The organism is Candidatus Eisenbacteria bacterium, from assembly GCA_035712145.1.
In the GTDB taxonomy this organism is placed as follows: domain Bacteria; phylum Eisenbacteria; class RBG-16-71-46; order RBG-16-71-46; family RBG-16-71-46; genus DASTBI01.
Genome location: DASTBI010000190.1, coordinates 39,180 through 62,081 on the forward strand (window position 1 = coordinate 39,180; position 22,902 = coordinate 62,081).

Below are 22,902 nucleotides of genomic sequence, written 5' to 3' on the forward strand. Positions count from 1 at the left end.
ATCCATGAACGGTCTGGTCGCCATCCTCCTGGTCATCGCCGTCGCCGCGCTCGCGTGGTTCCTGCGCCGCGGCTCGGTGGAGCCCGCGGGGAGCGGGGGGGCCACGGAACCCGCGTCGCCGTCCGAGGATCCTTCCGAGGCCAGCGAAGAAGAAGAAGAAGAGATCGAGGAGCTGGCGATCACCTCGGACGGCGTCGTGTTCATCCCGGACGGATACGCGGTGCGAGTGATCCCGCTCGATCCCGCCGAGGTCCAGACTCACCAGGAAGACATCGAAGCCGGAGTGTTTGCGCTCAGTCCGCGCGAGCGTCTCCAGCTCGCCGCGCAGCGCGGAAAGCCCGGCCAGGCCCTCTCGGTGGGGGACTTCACAGGCGCGCGAATCAAGCGCGGCGCCGCCGATGTCGTCCCGTGGCTGCTCGAGACCCTGGGACGCGACGGGGAGTACATGCCGTTCATGTTCGAGACCGAGGACGGCGCGCGGGCGGCGCTGGCGCTGCTCGAAGGACGCAAGATCGTCCGCCGTCCGCTCGACGAAGAAGGCCGGCCGATTCCGCCTTCACCCGAGGATTTCGAAGAAGCCAGGCGGCGTTACGACGAAAGCTGGCAAGCACTGGCCATGGAGCGGGAACCCGGAGACGAGCCGGGACCGCCTTACTCGGATCGCCGTTAGCGCGGCACCTGGCCGCCGCGCACCAAGTCGAGGTGCTTGCGCAGGACCGCGTCCGCGCTGGGCCCCGCCTGGAGCGCCAGCGCCTCCTCGAGAACGGCCACCGCTTCGGCGAAACGGTTGGCGGATGCAAGCGTGGTCGCCAGCGCATCCAGCACCACCGGATCGCGACGCTGACCCTGAGCCGCGGCCTTCTCGAGAAGCGTGATCGCCTGCTCCAGCGCGCCCCGATGGCGCAGTGTGATCGCCACCAGCACCTGGACTCTCGGGTCGCCGGCGAAGCGGCTCTTTCGTCCCGTGGCCTCCGCCCTTTCCATCTGCCTGTCGCGAATCAACGCCTCGATCAGATCCACCTCGGCATCGGCGCCGTGGTCGGGGTGCGCCAATACGGGCTCGAGGGCCGCGATGGCCCCGGCGTAATCGCCGCTGAGCAGGAGCGCGCGGCCCAGGTTGCCGCGCGCCGCAAGGTCGTTGGGATGGAGCTCGATGGCCTGCGCAAAGGCGATCTGCGCTTCGGCAGGCCGTCCGGTATGGACCAGACAGATGCCGAGGTTGTTCCACGCCTCGTGCTGGCCCGCATCGATCGCGATCGCTCGGCGCAACATCGGTTCGGCTTCTTCATAACGACCGTCGTCGAGCGTGATCCGGCCGAGATTGTTCCAGGCGAGCCACGCTTCCGGATTACGGCGCACGGTTTCGGTCCACAGCGTGCGTGAGTCGCGGAAGACGCGCACGCGCTCCCACGAGAGGGCGAGCAGCGTCGACAGGATGGCAGCGACCAGCACGATGCCGGCGCGCTTCCAGAACCGCTCGAGGGTCACGGCGAGCATCGCCAGTCCGAGTCCCGCCATGGCGAGCGGCGCGAGGCTGGCGTGGTACTGGAAGTGATCCGAGACGTCTCCATAGCGAAACCAGAAGATGTCGAAGAATCCCAGCATCGGCCCCAGCATCGCGCTCCAGATCAGCACGGCCGCGGCCGGACCACGGCCGATGCGCCGGTGGAGCAGGAGCAAGGCTGCGAGCACCCCCACCGCTCCCAGTGGAAAGAGCCACATCCACCACGACCCCGGATCGAGCTGCCAGCGGGGATACACGAAGCTCAGGTCGATCGGGAGTGCGAGCTTCGAGGCGTAGAACCACAATGCTCGGCCGGCGAGCAGCACGCGCTGCGCAAGGGTCAGCTCCAGCGGAAGCCGAGAGGTGCCGACGTTCTCGCTCTCGAGGTGGATGGTGAGCAGCGCGAAGAACGCCGCCGCGACCATGAGCGGGGCCAGCGCCCAATCGCGACGGTCCCAGCGGCCGCGCTTCCACCAGCTGATGATCAGCAGCGCGACCGGCACCGTGACCGTCACCGATTTGGAGAGCAGCGCCATCGCGAACCAGACATAGGAGATCACCAGCTGCCCGGTTCGACCGGCCCGGCTCGCGTCCTCGGTCAGCCCAGCCCAGCGCAGCCAGGCCAGCGCGCTCGCCAGCGCGAAGGCGAGCGAGAGCGTGTTCTTCATCTCGGTGATCCACGCGACGGATTCGACATGAACAGGGTGGACGACGAACAGCAGGGCCCCAACCCACGCGGCCCGGTTCGGGAGCCGCAATTGCACGAGCAGTCGCCAGAAGAGGAACGCGTTCAGCGCATGGAGGAGGATGTTGACGGCGTGAAAGCCGATGGGGTTCAGGCCCCAGAGCTTGTGCTCGAGCCAGAAGACCGTGTGGAGGATGGGGTAGTACTGCTGGATGGCGTGCGGGTCGAGCCAGATGGAGGACAGCCCGCTCCAGGCGAGGACCGGCGCACACGCGGTGACGTTGGCGTCGTCATCCCACAGCCAGCTGCTGCCCAGCGCGCGGGCATACGTCAGGAACGCGATCCCGAGGAAGAGTAAGGGCGCGAGCCATGGGAGAGCGGGCGGCCGTGGATGGGCGAGCCCGTGCGGTCCAGGCATGAGGGAGAAGATAGCTCCCCGGCTCGCCGGCGCACGAGCCCCGCGTCTGGAGAAGAGAACCGTCAGGGTGCTATGGTCCCGCCTCTCGATTTGGCGGAGGCGAACGCAATGGCGCGCAAGATTCGTGTGCTGGTAGGTAAGCCCGGTCTCGATGGCCACGACCGTGGCGCCAAGGTGGTCGCGGCCGCGTTGCGTGACGCCGGCATGGAGGTCATCTACACCGGACTCCATCAGTCCCCGGAGCAGATCGTCGAGGCGGCGCTGCAGGAAGACGTCGACGTGGTCGCCTTGTCGATCCTCTCCGGGGCTCACATGACGCTCTTTCCGGAAGTGCTCGAGCTGATGGAGAAGCGTGGCCTCGGCGACCGGCTCTTGACCGGTGGCGGAATCATTCCGCCGGAAGACATGGATGCGCTCGCCAGGATGGGCGTCGGCCGGCTGTTCGGTCCGGGCACGTCCACGCAGGACATCGCGGTCTACATCCGCGACTGGTTCGTGAACGAGCACGATGACGCGCCGCGGAAGGCCGCGTCGGCTCGAAAGGCCGCGTCGGCTCCAAAGGCCGCGTCGGCTCGAAAGGCGAAGCCGAGATCGAAGCTAGCCCAGACCAAGCCGCGCCCCTCGAAGAAGAAGGGCGCGCGCAAGAAGGCGCTTCGCTAGCTCCTCAGCGCATCACGACGACCGGCGCGGTCGTCACTTCACCATCGCGGCGCGTCACGACTCGGTAGACACCTGGCCGCACCCGCTGTCCCTGATCATCGAGCAGATTCCAGCTCCATGCTGGTTCTCCCGCAGCCTGAGACGAGTGGTCCGCAAGTCGGCGCACGCGGCGTCCATTCACGTCGAGGATCTCGATCGAAACGTCCGCCGCCGAGGGCAGGCGCAAACGGACGGTGGCGGAGGCGAACGCCGGATTTGGATGAACACTCAGGCGTCCGACCTCCGGCGCCGGAGGCTCGGGAACATCCGCGGTGGGAGCGCCAACGATGTGCTGGCCCAGGATACGAAAGCTGTCCCCGAGCGGAGGGATCCGGTAGTCCGACCAGAAGGCGAAGACTCCGTCCGGCCAGTCGAAGACCAGTGACAAGCCGTCCTGGTTGTATTCGTCAGGACTGCCGGGCGCGATCTCGACTCCATGAGGTCCCCACCCAGGGTAGTCGGCTCCATTGGGCAGCACGTGGTGGATGTTGAGTCGCTCCACGCCATCCCGTCGCTCCGTCCAGACGACGAAAGCGCCACTCTGGCCATCGTAGTTCGTCAGCGGGTGGTCGGCGTACGCCCCGGGGTGGCTGAGGACTCGACCATCGGCAGGCCAACCTGGCGCGATCGAGCCGTTCAGCCCCCAATGTTGAATCCGCATTTGCGGCGAACCCAGTTCAAAGCTCATGAACACCACCAGTGCACCACCGGCGAAGTCGGGGACCATGTGGAAGTCTCCGACGCCGAGTTGCGTGCTGGTCGCAGGCGCTCCGCCCGCTGGCCAATCAGGGTCGAACTCGCCGCTGCTCAGAATGTGGCGCGCATAGACTTGGTAGTTGCTCTCACCGGGCTTGGCCTCGCGAAACGCCACCACTGCGCCGCCGATTCCGTCGCTGCCAATACTCGGCGCTCTCCAGGTGGTGAGCGGTGTGCCAGTGCTCTGGACCAGGATCCCATCCGGGTTCCATCCGGGTGCCAGGCTCCCATCCTCGAGAAAATGTTGTGCTCGGTAATCGGTGACGGAAAAAGGTGGCTCGAGAATCCCACGGTATTCGTCCCAAACCAGGAGTACGCCTCCCGCATTGTCCGAAACCATCGCCGGCGTGGGGAACGCGAAGCTCTGGCCGACGATGAGCCCTTCGCTGGGCGTTCCGATCGAGCCATTGGCCAGAACGTGGTGAAGGCGGATCTGAAGTGGGGTCGTCCCGACGGTCCCGGTCATGCTCATGACGAAGACCCCATCCGAGAAGTCGGAGACCACGGTGGTCGGGCTGTACGGATTGGCTTGCACGCCGAGGACGACGCCGGAAGCGGGCCAGCCGGGTGCGGGCGACCCGTCCGAGTCCAGCCGAGTCAGACGGACCCGAGCGAGAATGGAGTCGGTGGACCCTTCGATCCATGAAACAAAAGCGCCGCCGGTGAGGCCGTGAGTCAGCGCCGGACTCGACTGAGCGACGGCGACCGCGGGCGTGATCGCGAGCCCACTGGCCGGCCAGCCCCCGGCAGGACTTCCTGAAGCCGTGACCCGTTGAACGAAGATCCTCGAGGGCTCGGTTCGCGAATCCTTCCATGCCACGAAGGCGCCGCCGGCGGCGTCGATGGCCGCAACGCCAGAGCGCCAGAGATTGGCCGTGGTTCGCTCGCCGGGGCCCGTGGCGATGGGGACGCCCGAGATGCCCCAGTCGGATGCGCTGACATGCACGGGAAACGACAAGAGGAGAATCGAAGCGAAGAGGAGAGTTGGCCTCGGATTCATTGGGGGAGTCCTCCTGTTTCGGCCGCCATTATGATCCGGACGGGCGAACGGCGTTTCAAGTACATCCTGCAGTCCGGAGCCGGTTTCAAATGGGTGGTAGCATGCCTCCGTGGCCCATCTCGTCGCGCTGAATGGAAGCCCGGTTCGTGGCAGCAGCATCGATCTGTTGCTCGGACAGGTGTGCGAAGGATTTCGTGAAGGAGGAGGCGAGGCCGAGCAGGTCTACTGCAACGAGCTGTGGGTCAAGCCCTGCCAGTCCTGCGGCCCCGAGCCCACGAGCGGCTATTGCATCTTCCACGACGACATGGACCTGATCTTTCCGAGGCTCGAGCGTGCGCATGCCGTCGTCGTGGGAAGCCCGATCTACTTCGACGCGGTGAGCGCCCAGCTCAAGCTCGTGATCGATCGCTGCAACTGCATCACGATGCTGATGCGCGACGGGACCTTCCGGCCGCGATGGGCGCGCACGCGACGCGGCGCGTTCGTGACCACCAGCGGTCCGCGGCAGCGCTACGACATGGCGGAGCGCTGCGTCCGCGGGTTCTTCAAGTGGATCGGGGTGAAGTGGGAGGAGACGCTGGCGTTCGTTCACGAGGACAATGACGTTGGCAGCGTCGCGGCTCGCGCGCCCGAGCTCCTCGAGCGCGCTCATGCCCTTGGCCGGCGACTCGCCCAGAGCCCGCCACTCATCCCGACCCCCGTCGCCGAAGGCTGAAGCAGACCCCCAAGTACTCAGCCGAGCCCTTCGAGCGTCCCAATCAGCGATTGGAGGTCTTGCGCCACGGGCCTATCATTTCCATGACATCCAGCTCCATCCCCAAGGAGGCATCTCATGACCTGCTCCCCACGAGCGCTCCTGCGGTCCGTGCCCCTCCTCACTTCCTGCTACCTCGCTCTCGCTTCCGGCTTGCTCGTGTCGCGCGCCGACGCGGGGGTCTTCGAGAACGGCGCGATCCTGAGTCGCATCACCGGCTCGGTGACCGAGCTGGCGACCGGTGACCTCGATGGGGACGGGCACATCGATGTGGTCATCGATGACGCCGCGCTGGCCAAGGTCCAGCTCCTTCGCGGCCTGGGCAATGGGCACCTCGAATTCGCGGGAGAGGCGTCGACGGGTCCCAGTCCCGGCCCCCTGGCCGTGGGCGATCTGAACGGCGATGGGCGCGCCGACGTAATCGTTACGAACCGAGGCGCCGCCTCGCTGTCGGTCGTGCTGTCGCTCGCCGCGGGATTTCAGTCACAGCCGGTTTCGCTTCCGGGTGTGCCGGCGCAGGCCCAGCTGACGGATCTTGACGACGACGGCAGCCGCGACATCCTGGTGGCCCTCACGTCGCCGGCCGAGCTCGGATGGTTGCGGGGAAATGGCAACGGCACGTTCCAACCCTACGTCATGCTTTCATCGATCTCGCAGGGAACGCCGCGCCAGGTCGAAGTGGCGGATTTCGATGCCGACGGCGACCTCGACGTCGCTGTTCTCGCCATGTCGGGTCTTTTCCCCACGGTGCTGGTGGGTTTGGACACCGGGAGCGGCCTGAGTCCCCTCATCGCGCTCCCGAGCGGCCAGCCCGGCGGACCCGGACCGATGCGCATCAACCCGAGGGGCCAGTTCGGAGTGCCCGAGGTGTGCCTGTTCGATCTCGGTCCCATCCTCGGGCCGGGGGGCTTTCGCGGCGCCCCTCGCTACTTTTCCTGGCGCTGGGACGGTCAAAGCTTCGTTGGCGGTGTCGCCGGTTTTCATTCCAGTCTGCCGGTCAGCTCCGCGTTTCGAATCATGGAGCTGAACGGACAGGGCGTCGGGGACTTCGTGATCGGCACCGACATCTACTGCATCGTTCCGCAAATCGGGGCCTGGAGCAGCAATCCCACATTCGGTGGTCCGGGGCTCGCGGCGGCGGACATGAACGGCGATGGAAAGGCCGATCTGGTGGGCGCCAGCTGCCAGGCCGTGTCCGTGTCACTCCTGACGCCCGTCGGCGATTACACGATCGAGAGCGGAGGAGGTGCCGGCTACAAATTCCCCATTTTCAAGACCCCATCCACATCGTTTGTGGTAGGAGAGCTGGACGAGGACGCTCACCTCGATGCGGCGCTGGTCCGTGGTGACTCGCTATGGCTCCGCACGGGATCGGCTGCCGGCACTTTCTCGTCAGCGACCCTGATCCCGATCTCGACCCCGATGCCGCGCCCGCTGCGCCTCGCGGATATCAACGGCGACGGGCGACTCGATCTCGTCGCCATCCTTGCCCAGAGCAGCAGCGACAGCCGGGTGGTGGTGGTTCCCAACGGAGTCGGGACCACCTTTGGCACACCCGTGAGCACGCCGGTGCCCAGTCTCGTCGGGGCCTTCGGAGTCGGGGACGCGAACGGCGATGGAAGAGCCGATGTCCTGGTCGACGACTTGGACATGGTGCGGGTGTTGAAAGGCAACGCGGACGGGACACTCACGGAGACGTGGAGCCGCGCCTTGGGCGATCTCTTCCGTGGGCTTCGTTTCGCGGACCTCGACCGGGACGGCGCGCTCGATCTCGTGCTTGCCGGTCTCGATGGCGGGATCACGTCCGCGCATGGGAATGGCGATGGCACCTTCGCCGATCCCGTGAGCTTCAACGGTCCGCTCACGACCGGAGATGTCATCGGGGTAGGCGACCTCGACCGAGACGGCGTCGAGGACGTATGCATCGGGACGGAAACAGGCTTGGTCTCGATGAAGGGCCTCGGCGGCGGCGCACTGGGACCGCCCGTCCTCACCTTCGCCTCTCAATATGTCCTGCTCGACGAGTTCGGAGACGTCGATTACGACGGGATCCCCGACGCGATCATTCGCCGCAGCGGTGGTGCGTGCAGTGCGCCGCTCGAGGTGGCGCGTGGGCTGGGCGACGGAACGTTCGAACTCGAAGGTGTGTACCTGCGCGGCTTTGCCGATGAAGTCGTGCTCGCGCCGCTCGAGGACGCCACGCTGGATCTCCTCTTCTCGACCCGATTCACCGTTGCCGAGTTCTCGGTGTTGCGCAACGTCACTCCGGTTCACTCCATCACGGCGTCGGCCGCCGCCGGGGGCTCGATCACCCCATCCGGCACGGTTCCCGTCGCGGAGGGGGCCGACCGGCAGTTCCAGATCGTGCCGGCCCAGAACTTCGGCATCCTGGACGTGCTCGTGGACGGCGTCTCGGTCGGGGCGGTCAGCTCCTACACGTTCGAGGATGTCAGCGCCGACCACACGATTCACGCGACGTTCATCGCCTCTACGCTGGTCGAAGTGGATTTCGGAATTGATCGAATTCGCCTGGGCGGAAACCATCTCGGTCACGCCGTGCCAACCTACATCGAGCCGGCCGGTCCCGAGACGCCGGCCGACATCGTGGCCGCCAGCATTCGGCTCAACGGCGTGGTGAGCATCGATCCCTCGTTCACGCCGGTGATCGGAGACCACGATCGGAATGGCATCTCCGATCTCGAGGTCCAATTCCGCCGCGAGGACCTGGATCCCATCCTGCCTGCCGGAGACGCGGTTCCGGTCCATATCAACGGCGCGTTCACGGGCGGTGGACTCTTCCATGGAAGCGACGTCGTCGCGGTGAGACGTCCCAAGATCCATGTGCCGCGCGGCAACTCGTCGGTCGTGGCGGGCACCGAGATCGTGGTCGAGTACGAGCTCCTCGAGGGCGCCAACTGGGTCGCCCTGCTGCACTCGATGGACGACGGAGCGACCTGGACGCTGGACGCGACCGAGCAGCAGAACGACGGCACGCTCCTGTGGCATGCACCCAACGCCGTCAGTCAAGCGGCGCGCCTCGCCATCGCGCAGGTCGAATCGGGCTCCCAAGCGGATCCCGAAGTCATCGGGGTGCTCGCTGTGAGCGAGGCGTTCCAAATCACTTCGCTGGTGGGCGTGCCCGAGATTCCCTCGGCGCTCGAGCTCGCTGCCATCCTGCCCACGCCGAGTCGCGGTGTGGCGAACATCGGCTTCGCGCTGCCTCGCACCGGTCGGGTGAGGCTCGACGTGCTCGATCTGGCGGGCCGGCGAGTCACCACCCTGCACGAGGGTTCGCTCGAGGCAGGCCGACACCAGCGAGTGTGGAAGGGCGAGCGCACGACCGGTGGCCTGGCGCCTGCCGGCGTCTACCTGGTTCGTCTGTGGACCGAGCAAGGCGAGCGGGTTCGCCGAGTGGTGTGGATGCGTTGAGTTACTGGACGTAGCGGCGGCGGAGCGCCTCGTAGGTCGTAACGACTCCGCTCGCCTCGAGTCCGTCTCCCGCGTTGGCGTGGGACGCGGAAACCTGCACGAGGTCTTTGACCGCGCGCAGGGTCGTGGCGGCGCGATCGGCGCTGGCGAAGGCCGCCCTGGCGCCGGACTCGTCTCCCGCGCGCTCGCGTTCGGCAGTGCGGATCAACCCGATATAGAAGGTGAGCATCGCCTCTCCATAGATGAAACGCCGTGATTCATCCTCGAGGCGCGCGCGCTCGATGCGATCGCGGGCAAGCGACCGTGCGCGATCGAGCGCCGCCCGTGCGTTCGTCACCGCGCGCTCGATCTCATCGAGATCGGGGCCGTCATTGGTGGCGGACCGCGTCTCCTTCGACTGGAGATGCCGCAGAGGAAAGACAGGCGCCTCGGGATGAGTCAGCCGTCCTCCTGCGCTCGTGCCATAGACGCCGGCGCAATGCTGCAGGGCCAGGATGTTGGCGCTCGCGATCTCGAGCCAGCGCAGGTGCTCGAGCATCGCGTCCGCCGACGCCGGGAAGTAGCCGCGGGCGAAGCGAGCGATCAGCGAGTCCACGTTCTGGTCGGAGTTCCACGCGAGCCGCGAGATCAGATGGTGATTCAGTGTCCAGGCGCCCCACAGGCGAGTCGGCGCGTGCATGTACTCGAATCGCTCGAGCCGTGTCTCGCGGGTGTAGGTCGCGAGATCGGCCGCCATGACGTGCGGAAAGATCAGGGGGAGGGACTTGAAGGCGCCCACGTTGAAGTACTCGCAGACGCCCAGCGACACTCCGCGCGGTCCCGTGGCCCACTGGGTCCAGCCCACCCATGCCCGGTAGAGCCTGCGGTTGACCTCGGTGCACGTGGAGTCGGCCAGCGCGTGCGCGTAACAGCGGAAGTAAGGACAGAACGTCACCTGCACACCGGCGAGGTCGCCTTCAGGGGATCGCGTCGGTGGAGGCAAGGTCTCGTGGTAGGCGATGGTCGATACTTCGACCGCGCGGGTCAGCGCCCCACGGGCCCTCGCGTCACGCACCGCGCGGGCCACGTCGGCCAGCACCGTGAGCCAGCGATCGGTCGGTGCTCCCTGCGCGGCGCACAGGTCACATTCACACCACCGGCCCATGTCGAGTGGCCATACCTCGAGAACGTCCACGTGCCGGAGAGACCCGCCGATCAGCGAGCCGGCGATCGCCTCCGCCAGCGCCCGCCGCGCCTCGGCGTTCGAGGTGCAGAAATTGTCGCCCGACTCGCCACGGATGTCGGGACTGCGTCGCCCGCCGTGGAGCCCGTACCACTCGGGGTGCGAGGAGAAATACCGCGCGGGAGAGAGGAAGTCGGATTGGATCGTGTGGCCGCCCCCGGTGAGCTTGATCGCGAGCCTCTTCATCCATGGGATGAGCGCCGTGTCGGCGGATGTCCATTGATTCATCCGATTGCGCGCCATCCACAGGATGAATTCGAAATTCCCGCGCGGCTCGAATGCCCAGAAACCGCGGATCGGCACCGCCGGCGACGCGGACCGCTCCAGCTTTCGCGGCCATGCTCTTGCAGCCCCGGGCTGGACGACATGCTGCTCCACGGGATGGGCGGCGTCGCGTTCGAAGTGGCCCGGGAACGTCGTTCCGAGCTGCTCGAGCAGGTCATAGGTGCCGGCCAACACGCCCGCGCGATCCTGGCCGACGATCGTGATCAGCCGCCGGCCTCGCTGCTCGGTGGACCGGGTGCGGAATGAGCCGGCTTCCGCGCGTGTCGAATCCACCTTCAACACGATCGCGTCGCCCGTATCGGGAAGCGTCGGCGCCACTCGGACCGAGCTGAAAGGCAACGCGAAACAACCAGGCAGTGCCTCCTGCAGCTCTCGCGCGGCAAAGCCGAGAGTGCTGGCGTCGTCGTCGCGGTGATCGGTGTCCGCCCAGTTCACATGCGCAAGGGGCGAAGCCGCTTCCTCCACCGAGGCGAAGGGCCCGGGATCGGCCACGATCGTCACTGCGGTGACCGGCCGTTCCGAGCTTCCGCAGCCGGCGAGCATCCCCCAAGCGGCCGCGCAGATCGCGAGGGCCAGGTGCGTGCGAGTCATGACGGCGGAGTCTAACCGAGGCCGTTCACGCGACATCGCGCGCTTGTCTCGGGAGCGCTTTGCCGTCATAGTCTTCGGCCCAAGTCCAGACCACTCTTGCTCCCTCCACCCCGGAGTTCGGCGGCCCGTTCCATGATCTGCCTGCGAGAAGAGCATCATCAGGTCCGTGAGATGGCCCGCAAGTTCGCGGACGAAGTCCTGGCGCCGCGCGCTCGGGAAATCGACGAGAAGGAAGAATTTCCCGCCGACATCGTGAAGCAGATGGGCGAGCTGGGTTTCATGGGCCTGCCGTATCCCGAGCGTTACGGCGGCGCCGGACTCGACACGCTCTCCTACATCATCGCGGTCGAGGAGATCTCGAGAGTCTGCGCGTCCACCGGCATCACGCTCGCCGCTCACGTCTCGCTCGGATGCGGACCGGTCTTCGGGAGCGGATCCGAGGAGCAGAAGATCAAGTTCCTCACCCCGATGGCAAAGGGCGAGGTGATCGGCGCCTTCGGCCTCACCGAGCCGGGCGCCGGCTCCGACGCCGCCGGAACCCGCACCACCGCCGTGAAGGTGCCCGGCGGCTGGAAGGTGAACGGCGAGAAGATCTACATCACCAACGGCAGCGTCGCGAAGTACGTCACCCTCACCGCGGTCACCGAACCGGGCATCGGGCCCGATGGGATCTCCGCGTTCATCGTCGATACCTCGACCAAGGGTTATCGCGCGGGCCCGCGCGAGAAGAAGATGGGCCTCCGCGGCTCCGACACGGTGGCGATCTACTTCGAGGACTGTTTCATTCCCGACGAGAACCTGCTCGGCGACCCGCGCGGCGGCTTCAAGGCCTTCATGCGCACGCTGACCGGGGGCCGCATCTCGATCGGCGCCATGTCGCTCGGCATCGCCCGCGGGGCGCACCAGCACGCGGTCGCCTACGCCAAGCAGCGCCGCCAGTTCAACCAGCCGATCGCCAATTTCCAGGCGGTGCAGTTCATGCTCGCCGACATGGCCACCAAGATCGAGGCGTCGCGGCTCCTCATCTATCACGCCGCCCTGCTCAAGGACGCCGGCAAGAGCTTCGTGAAGGAAGCCTCGATCGCCAAGCTGTTCGCGAGCGAGGCCGCGAACTGGATCACCGACAAGGCGATCCAGATCCATGGCGGCATGGGCTACATGCGCGAAGTGCCGGTCGAGCGCATGCACCGCGACGCGAAGCTGATGGAGATCGGTGAGGGCACCAGCGAGATCCAGCGCATGGTGATCGCCCGCGAGATCCTTTCCGGGACCTGATCGTCCCGCCTCCGTCGAACGGCACCGTGCTCTGGGCGGCCTCCCACTCTCTCGAACCCGATCCGGTGGCCGCCGTGGAGCAGGCCGCTGCCCGGGTGGTCGAAGGCCTGGGACCCGGACCGGTGGATCTGGCGATGGTGTTCTTCACGCGCCACCTGGCGACGCCTCCCGAGGCGGTCCCCGACACGCTGCTGCGCGCGCTGTCGCCGCGGTGCAGGATCGGGGTGAGTGCGAAGGCCGTGGTGAGCACGGATCGCGAGATCGAGCAGGGGCCCGCGCTGACGCTGATCGCCGCGCGGCTTCCCGGGGTCGAGGTGAATCCATTCATCCTGGACGCCCCGACGTGGGGCGAAGCGATCGAAGATCCGCTCGAGTTCGCGCGCCATACGCGCGGGCTGGAGCGCGCCGAGGTGGTGCTCCTGCTGGGCGACCCCTTCTCGCTCGACATCGAGCGCGCATTGCGAGCCTTCAACCGCCACGCGCCCGGCGTGCGCGTGGTGGGCGGCATGGCGAGCGCGGGCGTGCGGCCGCACTCCAACGTGCTGGTGCTCAACGACTGGACTGCGCACGAGGGGGGCGTCGCGGTGGCGCTGCGGGGCGCGCTGCGGGTGGACGTCGTGGTGTCGCAGGGATGCCGTCCGATCGGTCCGCCGCTCGCGGTCACGCGCGCCGAGCAGAACATCATCCTCGAGCTCGACGGCCAGCCCGCGCTCGAGCGCACGGAGCAGGTGCTCCGCTCGCTGCCCGAGTCCGAGCACACCCATCTGAAGCACGGCCTCTACATGGGACGGCCCGCGCGTGGCGCCGCCGCGGGCCGCGGCGACTACTTGATCCGCAACCTGCTGGGCGCCGATCGTGATCGCGGCGCGATCGCGGTCGGCGACCGGGTCGCCGAGAAGGAGCAGGTGCGCCTGCACGTGCGCGACGCCGCGATCGCGCGCGAGGATCTCGAGATGCTGCTCTCGCCGCAGGCGTTCGATTCCAAGGCGCACGCGGCGCTGATGTTCTCGTGCAATGGACGCGGCAAGGCTTTCTTCGGAGAGCCGCATCGCGACATCGGCACCCTGCAGGAGGCGCTCGGGGGGCCGGTGCCGATCGCCGGGTTCTTTGCCGCGGGAGAGATCGGGCCGATCGGTGACCACAACCACCTGCATGGTCAGACCGCCAGCATCGCGATCTTTCGTCCGCGCGAGTCTTACTCGAAGAGCTCGGGGTAGCGCTTCTCCAGCTCGCGCTCACGCTTCGCGCGCTGGGCGAGCCGTGGCTCGCACCGGCCGGGACTGCCCACTTCCTCCGCCGCCTCCAGGCACATCCAGGCGAGCACCGGCTGGTATGAGCGCATGTAGAGGTCTGCCAGGTCGAGCCAGCCGGCCGCCATGCACGGATTGCCGCCCAGCGCCCCCATCATGAGATAGGCCGCGAGATCGTAGTGGTGCGTTGCGATGCGAGCCCGGCCACGCAGGTAATCGAGCACGTAGGCCCGCTCGAGTCCCGAGCCGTTCACGCGATCGAGCCTTTGCAGCGCCGCGGCGGCGCTCGCGGAGTCGCGCCATGCCAGTCCCGCGCGGCATGCGGCAATGGCGGAGTCGCCTCGGACGCGCCGCTCGATCTCGCGCGACCAAGCGGAGTCCCGCTCGCAAGCCCCCATCACGCGCTCCGCACGCGCCAGCGCCGCTTCGAGGAAACGCCCCGAATCGAGCGCGGCTGCTTCGAACCGCTGCGACTCCGGGACCCAGTCGCCGAGGCCCTTGCAGCTCTTGCACCCGGCAAGCCGCTGGTCGAGCTCGCGGTACCGCGGATCATCGAGGTCCAGTCGTTTCGCCATCGCCGCCGGATCGTTGGCTTCGGGAGCCGAGGCGATGCGCACCAGGCGGAGCATCACGACGGTCTCCTGGTTGAAATCCCGATAGCGATAGATGATCTGCCGCGGGACCTTCCCGAGACGCATCAAGGCGCGGCGCGCGTCCGGATGGATATTGGCCTGGAATGCCAGATAGCGATCGAACATGTGCGCGCGGCCGGGCGCGAAGGCGGTGTCGGTCGTCATCGCTTCGAGGCTCACGCGGCCGTTGATCCAGACCGTCAGACGGCCGTCCCGGACGGAGTCGGCGAGCGTCTCGCGGCGGCCGCGGCTCTTGGGAGGCGCCTGAATCGAGAACAACGCCTCCATCTCGAGCACCGAGGGCTCGGTTCCCGGACGGGCCTTCTCCATCCGCCGTCGCGTGGCGAGCCGCTCCTGGAGCTCCATTTCCTTGAAGGCGACGAAGGAGTGAAGTGACCAGTCGCTGTAGACCTGATCGCGAGTGTTCACCCGCTGAACCCGCTTGCGCGCGAAGTCGTAGATCCACACCGAGGTTGGCTCGTAGGCGACCAACCGATGGTCGCCGAGCGCCACCATGACCTCGCTCCTCGTCGAATCGACGACGACCGGACCGCCCTGCGAAGGTGGTCTCAAGGTGGAGGTCCGCGAGAGCCGCTCGAACACGAGCACGGACTCCTCGGAGCGGGCGGAGGCGCTGCAGAGCGACGCAACGATCACGAGCGACGCGAGCCGCGCGCCGCGAGCCAATGACAATCGGACCTCGGAGATCGAGACGGGAACGAGCGCCGGTCCGAGAGTCGAGTTCGAAGGGCGCTCGAGGGAGCGGAAGACGGGACAGCATACAGGCTCGGCGCGTGATTCCCCAGTGCCTCGGGCTTGGTGTAGTATGCGTTTCTCTCGCCGGTTGCTCGATACCCGTGCCCGGGAGGCCCCGGCTCCGCCCAATCCTATCCACGAGTGCTCCCATGACCTCTTATCCGGAAGTCTTCGTCGTCGGAGCAGCCCGCACTCCGATCGGCCGTTTTCTCGGCGGGCTTTCACCTCTCAAGGCTTCGGATCTCGGCGCCATCGCGATCCGCGAGGCCATGAAGCGAGCTTCCGTCGCCGGCGACCAGGTCGACGAGGTGCTGATGGGCCACGTGGTGCAGGGCGGTCAAGGCCAGGCGCCCGCGCGCCAGGCCCAGATCAAGGCCGGCATCGACCCCAAGGTGGGCGCCGTCACCATCAACAAGGTGTGCGGCTCGGGGCTCAAGGCGGTGATGATGGGCGCCCAGGCCATCAAGGCGGGCGATGCGCACTGCATCGTGGCCGGCGGCATGGAGAGCATGAGCACGGCGCCGCATTACTTGTTCAGCGGCCGCACCGGCCAGAAGCTCGGCGACACGGTGATGAAGGACGGTGTCGTGATGGACGGCCTCTGGTGCTCGTTCAACGACTGCCACATGATCGAGCTTGCCCAGTACACCTTCGAGAAAGCGGGCCTCTCGCGCGGCGAGATCGACGAGTTCTCGGCCTCGAGCCACCAAAAGGCGGCTCGGGCCTGGGCGGAATGTCACTTCTCGAAGGAAGTGGTGCCCGTCTCCATCCCGCAGCGGAAGGGTGATCCGGTGGTGATCGGGAAGGATGAGTCCATCCGTCCGGAGAGCACTCCAGAAACGCTGGCCAAGCTGCCCGCGGTGACGCGTGACAAGGGTGGCGCCATCACCGCCGGCAACGCGCCGGGACTCAACGACGGCGGCGCCGCCGTGATCCTGATGAGCGGCGAGCGCGTGAAGCAGAGCGGAGCCAAGCCGCTCGCTCGCGTGATCGCGTATGCCACCGGGGGCGGCGAGCCCAAGGACCTCTTCTTCGCTCCGGTCGATGCGGTCGAGAAGCTCTTGAAGAAGATGGGCGTCAAGATCGGACACTTCGACCTCATCGAGGCCAACGAAGCCTTCGCCGCCCAGGCGATCGCCGACGGCAAGGCCCTGGGCTGGGACTGGGATCGCGTCAACGTGAACGGTGGCGCGGTCGCGCTCGGCCATCCGATCGGCGCGTCCGGGGCGCGCGTGCTGGTGACGCTGCTCCACGCACTCGAGCAGCGTGGCAAGAAGACCGGCATGGCGACGCTCTGCCTCGGGGGTGGCAACGCCGTGGCGCTCGCGGTGGAGCGCGCTTGAGCACGCAGACGGCGCCGGTGGCAGCGGGAGCTTCGAGCCAAGTGAGCCGTGTGGCCGTGATCGGCGGCGGCGTCATGGGGAACGGCATCGCCCAGGTGTTCGCCACCTCGGGGTTCGACGTGGAGCTCATCGACGTGAAGCCGGAGCTGGTCGACCGCGCGCTCTCCAGCATCGCCAAGAGCCTCGAGCGCGTGGCCAAGAAGCAGGGCTGGGGAACCGATCAGGCCCCGGCGATCCTGCGGCACATCCACGGGGGCACCGCGATCGACGCCGCCGCGAGCTGCGGTGTGGTGGTCGAAGCGGTGAGCGAGGACGCCGGGCTCAAGCGCAAGGTGTTCCAGTCGCTCGATGGAATCGCTGCGAAGGACGCGATCCTCGCCACCAACACGTCCAGCATCTCGATCACCGAGATCGCCGCCACCACCGGCCGGCCGGACCGAGTGATCGGCATGCACTTCATGAACCCGGTCCCGGTGATGCCGCTGGTCGAGGTGATTCGCGGGCTGGCCACGAGCGATGACACCTACGCGGTCGTCGCCGATCTGTGCCAGCGGCTGGGCAAGACTGCGGTCGAGGTCAACGACTACCCCGGCTTCGTCTCGAATCGCGTGCTGATGCCGATGATCAACGAGGCCGTCTTTTGCCTGATGGAAGGCGTTGCCAGCCGCGAGGCCATCGACTCGGTGATGAAGCTCGGCATGAACCACCCGATCGGGCCTCTGGCGCTTGCCGACCTGATCGGCCTCGATACCTGCCTGAGCATCATGGAAGTGCTTCACGACGGGCTGGGTGATTCCAAGTACCGGCCCTGCCCGCTGCTTCGCAAGATGGTCCGCGCCGGGTATCTGGGCCGCAAGACCGGGCGTGGCTTCTACGAATACACGAGCTGAAACCGTGAGCTCCGAGACGCTCGTCACATCCACCAGTCCTGCGTTCGATCTCAGCGAAGACCAGCAGGCGGTCCGCGAGATGGTCCGCGACTTCGCCGAGAGCGAGATCCGCCCGATCGCGGCCGAGATCGACGAGACCCACGAGTTCCCCGCCGAGACCACCCGCAAGATGGGCGAGCTCGGACTCATGGGCCTGTTCGTTCCCGAGGTCTACGGTGGCGCGGGGATGGACTACGTCTCCTACGTGATCGCGATCGAGGAGCTGTCGCGCGTGTGCGCCAGCCATGGGGTGATCTGCTCGGCGCACAATTCGCTCGTCAACTATCCCATCCTCGCCTACGGCACCGAGGCGCAGAAGCAGAAGTACCTGACGCGGCTCGCCAAGGGGGAGTGGATCGGCGCTTATTGCCTCACCGAGCCCAATGCCGGGAGCAACGCGGCCAACCAGCAGACGCGCGCGCGCCGTGATGGCGATCACTGGATTCTGGACGGAACCAAGCTGTTCGTGACCAACGCCGGACCGTCGCAAGTGCTGGTGGTGTACGCCTCCACCGATCCTGCGCTCGGCTCGAAGGGAATCTCGGCATTCATCGTCGACGCCGACACTCCCGGAGTGACCAAGGGCAAGAAGGAGAAGAAGCTCGGCATCCACGCCTCCGACACGCGGGAGATCGCGCTTGCCGGCGCGCGCGTGCCGCACGAGAACCTGCTGCGCGAGCCCAACAAGGGCTACAGCGTCGCCATGGCCACGCTGGGCGGCGGCCGCATCGGAATCGCGGCGCAGGCGCTGGGCATCGCGCAGGCGGCGTTCGAGGCCGCGGTTCGCTATGCCGGCGAACGCCGGCAGTTCGATCGTCCGATCGGCGAGTTCGACGCCATCCGCCACATGCTGGCCGACATGGCCGTCGAGGTCGATACCGCGCGGCTCCTCACGTACCAGGCCGCGTGGCTTCGCGATCAGGACCGCCACCACGTCAAGGAGGCGTCGCTCGCGAAGTGGCACGCGTCCGAGGCCGCCACGCGCTGCGCGCACCTGGCCATCCAGGTGCACGGCGGCTACGGATATCTCACGGAGTTCACGGTGGAGCGCCTGTGGCGCGACGCCCGCATCACCGAGATCTACGAAGGCACGACCGAAGTCCAGAAGATGGTGGTCGCGGCACAGGTTCTCAAAGAGCACGCGCCGTCCGCCGGCTCGTGAAAGGGAGGAAGGGATGACTCGACCGGTGCGCCCCGTGGCGCTCGTGATCCTGACCGCAGCCATGATCTATCCCGGCATCACCATGCTGTTCCAGGGCGGCTATCCGTTCGTCAGCGGGGATTACTTCAATCTGGTCGGCGACCCCGGCGTCTGGACGGTGTTTCTCGGACGGTTCGGCGTGTCGCCGCTCGTGGTGAACAGCATCAAGGCCATCATCGGATTGATGTGGATCGGTGGTGTGCTCGGCCTGTGGGCGGGGGACTGGAAGGCGTATCCGCTGGCGCTCGGCGCGGCGCTCATCTCGCTGCTCTACCCGGGTGGTGGCATGGTGATGGCCGGCCTGGCGGTGGTTTGCCTGATCTTCTTCCGCGAGAACCCAGACGAGGTTCCCGCCTGATGCTTCGAGATCTCATCGAGAGCCGTCCATGAACTTCGACCTCTCCGAAGACCAGCTGGTGATCCGCAACGCCGTGCGCGAGCTGTGCGCGCGTGAGTTCGCGCCGCATGCCGCCCGCTGGGACCAGCTGAGCGAGGTCCCTTCGACCGCGGTGAGTCGGCTCGCCGAGCAGGGATTCCTCGGCATGGCGGTTCCCGAGGAGTGGGGCGGCGTCGGCTACGACGCGCGGACGATCGCGCTCGTGGTCGAGGAGATCGCGTACGTCTCGGCGGCGCTCGCCATCATGATCGCGGTCCACAACTCGGTCGGCCTGATCCCGGTGTATCGCTGGGCGACCGATGATCAGAAGCGCCGCTTCCTGCCTCGGCTGATCTCGAAGGAGATGAGCGCGTTTTCCCTCTCCGAACCCGGCGCCGGATCGGATGCGGGTGCGCTCGAGGCGACGGCCATCCGCGACGGCGACGACTACGTGCTCAACGGATCCAAGAACTGGGTGACGAACGGCCTGCGCGCGGGCATCTACCTGGTCTTCGCGCGCACCGACAAGGACGCCGGCAGCCGCGGCATCTCGGCCTTCATCGTCGAGAAGGGAACCCCTGGCCTCAAGCTCGGGAAGCCCGAGGACAAGATGGGGCTGCGCGGCTCGGACACGATCTCGCTGTCGCTCGAGGACATGCGGATCCCGGTCGATAACCGGCTCGGTCCGGAAGGCGCGGGTTTCAAGGTCGCGTTGAGCGCCCTGGACGCCGGCCGCATCGGCGTCGCCTCGCAGGCCCTCGGCGTCATGCGGGCGGCGCGTGACGAGGCCATCCGCTACGCGCAGCAACGCCATGCCTTCGGCGGACCGCTGGCGGCGATCCAGGCGATCCAGTTCAAGCTCGCCGAGATGGAGCGCCGGATCCACACCTCCCGGCTGCTCATCCAGCAGGCGGCGTGGATGCGCGACACCGGCCAGTCCTTCGGACGCACTTCGGCCATGGCCAAGCTCCACGCGACCGAAGCCGCCACCTGGGTGACCCACCAGGCCATCCAGATCCACGGCGGCTACGGATACGTCAAGGAGTACGCGGTCGAGCGCTACTACCGCGATGCGCGCATCATGGAGATCTACGAAGGGACCAGCGAGATCCAGCGGCTGGTGATCGCCCGAAGCCTGCTGAAGGAAGGCGTGAAGGTCTAGTCTCGCCTGGGGTAACATGACGTCCTCCCCAGAACGGCGACCCTCGTGAGGATTGCCATGCGCCCTCGGCCTTGGCCTCGTTTCGTCGACTACCTCATCGCCGTGGCCGCGACCGCCACCGCGATCCTGACTCGCGCCATCCTGGATCCCTGGCTGGGCGCAGATTTCCCGTTGGGGTTCCTCTTCGGCGCCGTCGGCGTGGCGATGTGGTTCGGGGGTATCCGTGCCGCGATCGTGTCCGTGGTCCTCGGATACCTCGCCGCGAATTACTTCTTCATCGAGCCGCGTGGCACCTTCCTGACCAGAGATCCGCAGGAAGTCCTGCGGCTCGTCATGTACCTCTTCTCCTGTGCCGTCATGCTCGGCTTCTGGCAGGCCATGAGGCTCACCAACCGCCGTCTCGAGGCCGAGCGCGCCAAGGCCGAGCGGAGCATCGAGCATCAACGAGCCGCCGAAGCCTCGCTGCGCCGCAGCGAGGAACAGCTCCACCTCGTCACCGACTCCATGAGCGCGCCGGTGACGCGATGCAGCCGCGACTTCCGATACCTTTGGGTCAGCCGGCCCTATGCTGAATGGCTGCGGCGCAAGCCCGAGGACGTCATCGGGCAGCCGATCGAGAGCGTCATCGGCCACGAGGCTTTCCACCGGCTGATGCCTTACTTCGAGCGCGTGCTCGCCGGCGAGGAAGTGCGTTACGAGGAGCAGATCGACTTCCAGGGGCTGGGCCTCCGCTGGATCCACGCCGTGTACTCCCCGACGCTCGACGCCCGGGGGGTTCCGGATGGCTGGGTCGCCGTGGTGCTCGACATCGATGCGCGGCGCCGCAGCGAGGAAGCGCTGAAGGACGCCGACCGGCGCAAGGACGAGTTCCTGGCCACGCTGGCGCATGAGCTGCGCAATCCGCTGGCGCCCATTCGCAACGCGACCCAGATCCTGAAGCTCAAGGGCGCCGCCGCCCACGAGGTCGATTGGGCCCGCGACGTGATCGACCGCCAGATGCAGCACATGACGCGGCTGATCGACGACCTGCTGGACGTGTCCCGGATCACGCGCAACCAGATCGAGCTGCGACGTGAACACGTCTCCTTGTCGCGCGTGATCCACGGCGCCGTGGAGACGAGCCGGCCGTTGATCGACAGCCTCGGGCACACGCTCTCCCTCGCGTTGCCTTCCGAGCACATCGAGCTCGATGCCGATCTCACCCGGCTCGCCCAGGCTTTCGCGAACCTCCTCAACAACGCCGCCAAGTTCACCGAGCGCGGCGGACAGATCACGGTCGCCGCCCGGCGCGAGGGCAGCGACGTCGTGGTTTCGGTGCGGGACACGGGAATCGGCTTGCCGAGCGACAAGCTGGCGAGCGTCTTCGACCTCTTCACGCAGGTGGATCGATCCCTCGAGCGCTCGAGGACCGGTCTGGGCATCGGCCTCACCATGGTGAAGCGTCTGGTGGAGATGCACGGCGGCAGCGTGACCGCGCACAGCGATGGCCTGGGGCGCGGGAGTGAGTTCGTGGTGCGGCTGCCGATCCTCTCGACCTCGTCCGCCACGCGCACGCAATCGGTTGCCGACGACGTCCATCCGGCGTCACAGGCCGGCCGCCGCGTGCTGGTGGTGGACGACAACGACGATTCCGCCACGAGCCTGGGCATGATGCTGGGCGCGATGGGCTACGAGGTTCGAACCGCCGCGGACGGCGTGGCCGGCCTTCGTACGGCGAAGGAGTTCCGCCCCGACGTGGCGCTGCTGGACATCGGGATGCCGCGGATGAACGGTTACGAGCTGGCCCGGCGCATTCGCGAGCAGCCATGGGGCAGGAGCATGGTGCTGATCGCGGTGACCGGATGGGGACAGGCAGAAGATCAGGCGCGCACGATCGAGGCCGGATTCGACGAGCACCTGGTGAAGCCGGTGGATCCGACCACCTTGCTGGGCCGGCTGAAGCATCGGCTCGAGAGCGGAAGCGCCATCTGATTCCCGCGACCGAAGCGCTCGAGCGGCTGCGCGAAGGCAATCGCCGCTTCGCGTCGGACTATCGAAGCCGGGGACCTCTTCAGGCACGCCGGCGCGCGCTCGAGGATGGGCAGGAGCCATTCGCCATCGTGCTCGGCTGCTCCGATTCGCGCGTTCCGGCGGAAATGGTGTTCGACCAGAGTCTCGGCGATCTCTTCGTGATCCGTGTGGCCGGAAACATCGTGGCGCCGTCGCAGATCGGCAGCATCGAATTCGCGGCGGAGCAGTTCGGCACACGGCTCGTGGTCGTCCTCGGCCATTCCCGATGCGGGGCTGTCATGGCCACGCTCGAGGAGCTGCAGAGGCCGAGCGGAGGGAAGCACTCCCGCAATCTGCGGTCGATCGTCGACCGCATCCGGCCCGCGGTCGAAGGGTTGTTGAGCGGCCAGGCCGCTTCGGATCCGGACCGGCTGCTCGAGCAGGCGGTGCGAGCCAACATCCGCGCTTCCGCGGAGCAGCTCAAGCACGGCTCGGAAGTGCTCGAGCAGCTGATCGCGACCGATGGGCTGGTGGTGGTCGGGGCGGAGTACTCCCTGCAGACGGGCGTCGTCGACTTCTTCGAGGGAGTCGTCGCTTCAGCCTGAGCCAGGGTCGATCGCCAATGCCGGGATCAGATGGGACGGGC

Annotated in this window: 16 protein-coding genes and 1 pseudogene; 13 read left to right on the forward strand and 4 right to left on the reverse strand. The window is 67.1% G+C overall.

Going from position 1 to position 22,902, the window contains the following annotated elements; translation table 11 throughout:
• The first annotated feature begins 4 nt into the window (after positions 1–4).
• Positions 5–670: a hypothetical protein gene (locus VFQ05_13520; GenBank protein HET9327780.1), complete on the forward strand. Its 666-nt coding sequence runs from the start codon at positions 5–7 to the stop codon at positions 668–670.
• Here VFQ05_13520 and VFQ05_13525 read toward each other — a convergent pair.
• A complete protein-coding gene (locus VFQ05_13525; GenBank protein ID HET9327781.1) occupies positions 667–2,607 on the reverse strand; it encodes a tetratricopeptide repeat protein in 1,941 nt (646 codons plus the stop codon). The two genes, VFQ05_13520 and VFQ05_13525, sit on opposite strands and share 4 nt — an antisense overlap.
• Positions 2,608–2,715: 108 nt before the next feature.
• On the opposite strand from VFQ05_13525, the pseudogene VFQ05_13530 reads away from it, so the two are divergent.
• A pseudogene (locus VFQ05_13530) lies at positions 2,716–3,099 on the forward strand (cobalamin B12-binding domain-containing protein).
• A gap of 172 nt (positions 3,100–3,271) precedes the next feature.
• Here the strand turns inward: VFQ05_13530 and VFQ05_13535 are convergent.
• Entirely contained in the window at positions 3,272–5,062 is a 1,791-nt protein-coding gene (locus tag VFQ05_13535) for a FlgD immunoglobulin-like domain containing protein (protein ID HET9327782.1), read from the reverse strand.
• Between the two features lie 109 nt (positions 5,063–5,171).
• On the opposite strand from VFQ05_13535, the gene VFQ05_13540 reads away from it, so the two are divergent.
• A complete protein-coding gene (locus tag VFQ05_13540; GenBank protein ID HET9327783.1) occupies positions 5,172–5,777 on the forward strand; it encodes a flavodoxin family protein in 606 nt (201 codons plus the stop codon).
• A 117-nt stretch (positions 5,778–5,894) separates the two neighbouring features.
• Positions 5,895–9,245 carry an FG-GAP-like repeat-containing protein gene (locus tag VFQ05_13545; protein ID HET9327784.1) on the forward strand — a complete coding sequence of 1,117 codons (3,351 nt, stop codon included), beginning with the start codon at positions 5,895–5,897 and terminating at the stop codon, positions 9,243–9,245.
• A 1-nt stretch (position 9,246) separates the two neighbouring features.
• Here VFQ05_13545 and VFQ05_13550 read toward each other — a convergent pair whose 3' ends face one another.
• Positions 9,247–11,343, reverse strand: a complete 2,097-nt coding sequence (locus VFQ05_13550) for a DUF4838 domain-containing protein (GenBank protein HET9327785.1) — start codon at positions 11,341–11,343, stop codon at positions 9,247–9,249.
• A 132-nt stretch (positions 11,344–11,475) separates the two neighbouring features.
• On the opposite strand from VFQ05_13550, the gene VFQ05_13555 reads away from it, so the two are divergent.
• Both VFQ05_13555 and VFQ05_13560 read left to right on the forward strand, forming a co-directional pair.
• The gene (locus tag VFQ05_13555) at positions 11,476–12,618 is read left to right on the forward strand and encodes an acyl-CoA dehydrogenase family protein (GenBank protein ID HET9327786.1); all 1,143 of its coding nucleotides are present in this window, start codon (positions 11,476–11,478) and stop codon (positions 12,616–12,618) included.
• 26 nt (positions 12,619–12,644) lie between these two features.
• Complete coding sequence (locus tag VFQ05_13560) at positions 12,645–13,835, forward strand: FIST N-terminal domain-containing protein (GenBank protein HET9327787.1); 1,191 nt, start codon at positions 12,645–12,647, stop codon at positions 13,833–13,835.
• On the opposite strand, the gene VFQ05_13565 is transcribed toward VFQ05_13560, so the two are convergent.
• The gene (locus tag VFQ05_13565; GenBank protein ID HET9327788.1) at positions 13,814–15,193 is read right to left on the reverse strand and encodes a hypothetical protein; all 1,380 of its coding nucleotides are present in this window, start codon (positions 15,191–15,193) and stop codon (positions 13,814–13,816) included. The two genes, VFQ05_13560 and VFQ05_13565, sit on opposite strands and share 22 nt — an antisense overlap.
• A 212-nt stretch (positions 15,194–15,405) precedes the next feature.
• Between VFQ05_13565 and VFQ05_13570 the strand changes: the two genes are divergently transcribed.
• Genes VFQ05_13570 through VFQ05_13600 form a run of 7 tightly spaced genes read left to right on the forward strand, consistent with a single transcriptional unit; the run spans position 15,406 to position 22,861 of the window.
• Positions 15,406–16,599 (forward strand): acetyl-CoA C-acetyltransferase, encoded by a 1,194-nt coding sequence (locus VFQ05_13570; GenBank protein HET9327789.1) that lies wholly within the window; start codon positions 15,406–15,408, stop codon positions 16,597–16,599.
• Positions 16,596–17,489: a 3-hydroxybutyryl-CoA dehydrogenase gene (locus VFQ05_13575; GenBank protein HET9327790.1), complete on the forward strand. Its 894-nt coding sequence runs from the start codon at positions 16,596–16,598 to the stop codon at positions 17,487–17,489. The genes VFQ05_13570 and VFQ05_13575 overlap by 4 nt, the downstream gene beginning before the upstream one ends.
• Before the next feature lie 4 nt (positions 17,490–17,493).
• A complete protein-coding gene (locus VFQ05_13580; GenBank protein ID HET9327791.1) occupies positions 17,494–18,690 on the forward strand; it encodes an acyl-CoA dehydrogenase in 1,197 nt (398 codons plus the stop codon).
• A gap of 13 nt (positions 18,691–18,703) precedes the next feature.
• On the forward strand, positions 18,704–19,087 hold the full coding sequence (locus VFQ05_13585) for a hypothetical protein (GenBank protein HET9327792.1): 384 nt from the start codon (positions 18,704–18,706) through the stop codon (positions 19,085–19,087).
• A gap of 28 nt (positions 19,088–19,115) precedes the next feature.
• Positions 19,116–20,267, forward strand: coding sequence for an acyl-CoA dehydrogenase family protein (locus VFQ05_13590; protein HET9327793.1), 1,152 nt, complete (start codon positions 19,116–19,118; stop codon positions 20,265–20,267).
• Between the two features lie 57 nt (positions 20,268–20,324).
• Positions 20,325–22,238 carry an ATP-binding protein gene (locus VFQ05_13595; protein HET9327794.1) on the forward strand — a complete coding sequence of 638 codons (1,914 nt, stop codon included), beginning with the start codon at positions 20,325–20,327 and terminating at the stop codon, positions 22,236–22,238.
• Complete coding sequence (locus VFQ05_13600) at positions 22,235–22,861, forward strand: carbonic anhydrase (protein HET9327795.1); 627 nt, start codon at positions 22,235–22,237, stop codon at positions 22,859–22,861. Before VFQ05_13595 ends, VFQ05_13600 begins: the two co-directional genes overlap by 4 nt.
• The last annotated feature ends 41 nt before the right edge of the window (positions 22,862–22,902 follow it).

Coding starts and splice junctions, on each gene's coding strand:
- VFQ05_13520 (HET9327780.1), top strand. CDS start 5: ATGAACGGTCTGGTCGCCATCCTCCTGGTCATCGCCGTCGCCGCGCTC.
- VFQ05_13525 (HET9327781.1), bottom strand. CDS start 2,607: ATGCCTGGACCGCACGGGCTCGCCCATCCACGGCCGCCCGCTCTCCCA.
- VFQ05_13535 (HET9327782.1), bottom strand. CDS start 5,062: ATGAATCCGAGGCCAACTCTCCTCTTCGCTTCGATTCTCCTCTTGTCG.
- VFQ05_13545 (HET9327784.1), top strand. CDS start 5,895: ATGACCTGCTCCCCACGAGCGCTCCTGCGGTCCGTGCCCCTCCTCACT.
- VFQ05_13550 (HET9327785.1), bottom strand. CDS start 11,343: ATGACTCGCACGCACCTGGCCCTCGCGATCTGCGCGGCCGCTTGGGGG.
- VFQ05_13555 (HET9327786.1), top strand. CDS start 11,476: ATGATCTGCCTGCGAGAAGAGCATCATCAGGTCCGTGAGATGGCCCGC.
- VFQ05_13570 (HET9327789.1), top strand. CDS start 15,406: ATGACCTCTTATCCGGAAGTCTTCGTCGTCGGAGCAGCCCGCACTCCG.
- VFQ05_13585 (HET9327792.1), top strand. CDS start 18,704: ATGACTCGACCGGTGCGCCCCGTGGCGCTCGTGATCCTGACCGCAGCC.
- VFQ05_13590 (HET9327793.1), top strand. CDS start 19,116: ATGAACTTCGACCTCTCCGAAGACCAGCTGGTGATCCGCAACGCCGTG.
- VFQ05_13595 (HET9327794.1), top strand. CDS start 20,325: ATGCGCCCTCGGCCTTGGCCTCGTTTCGTCGACTACCTCATCGCCGTG.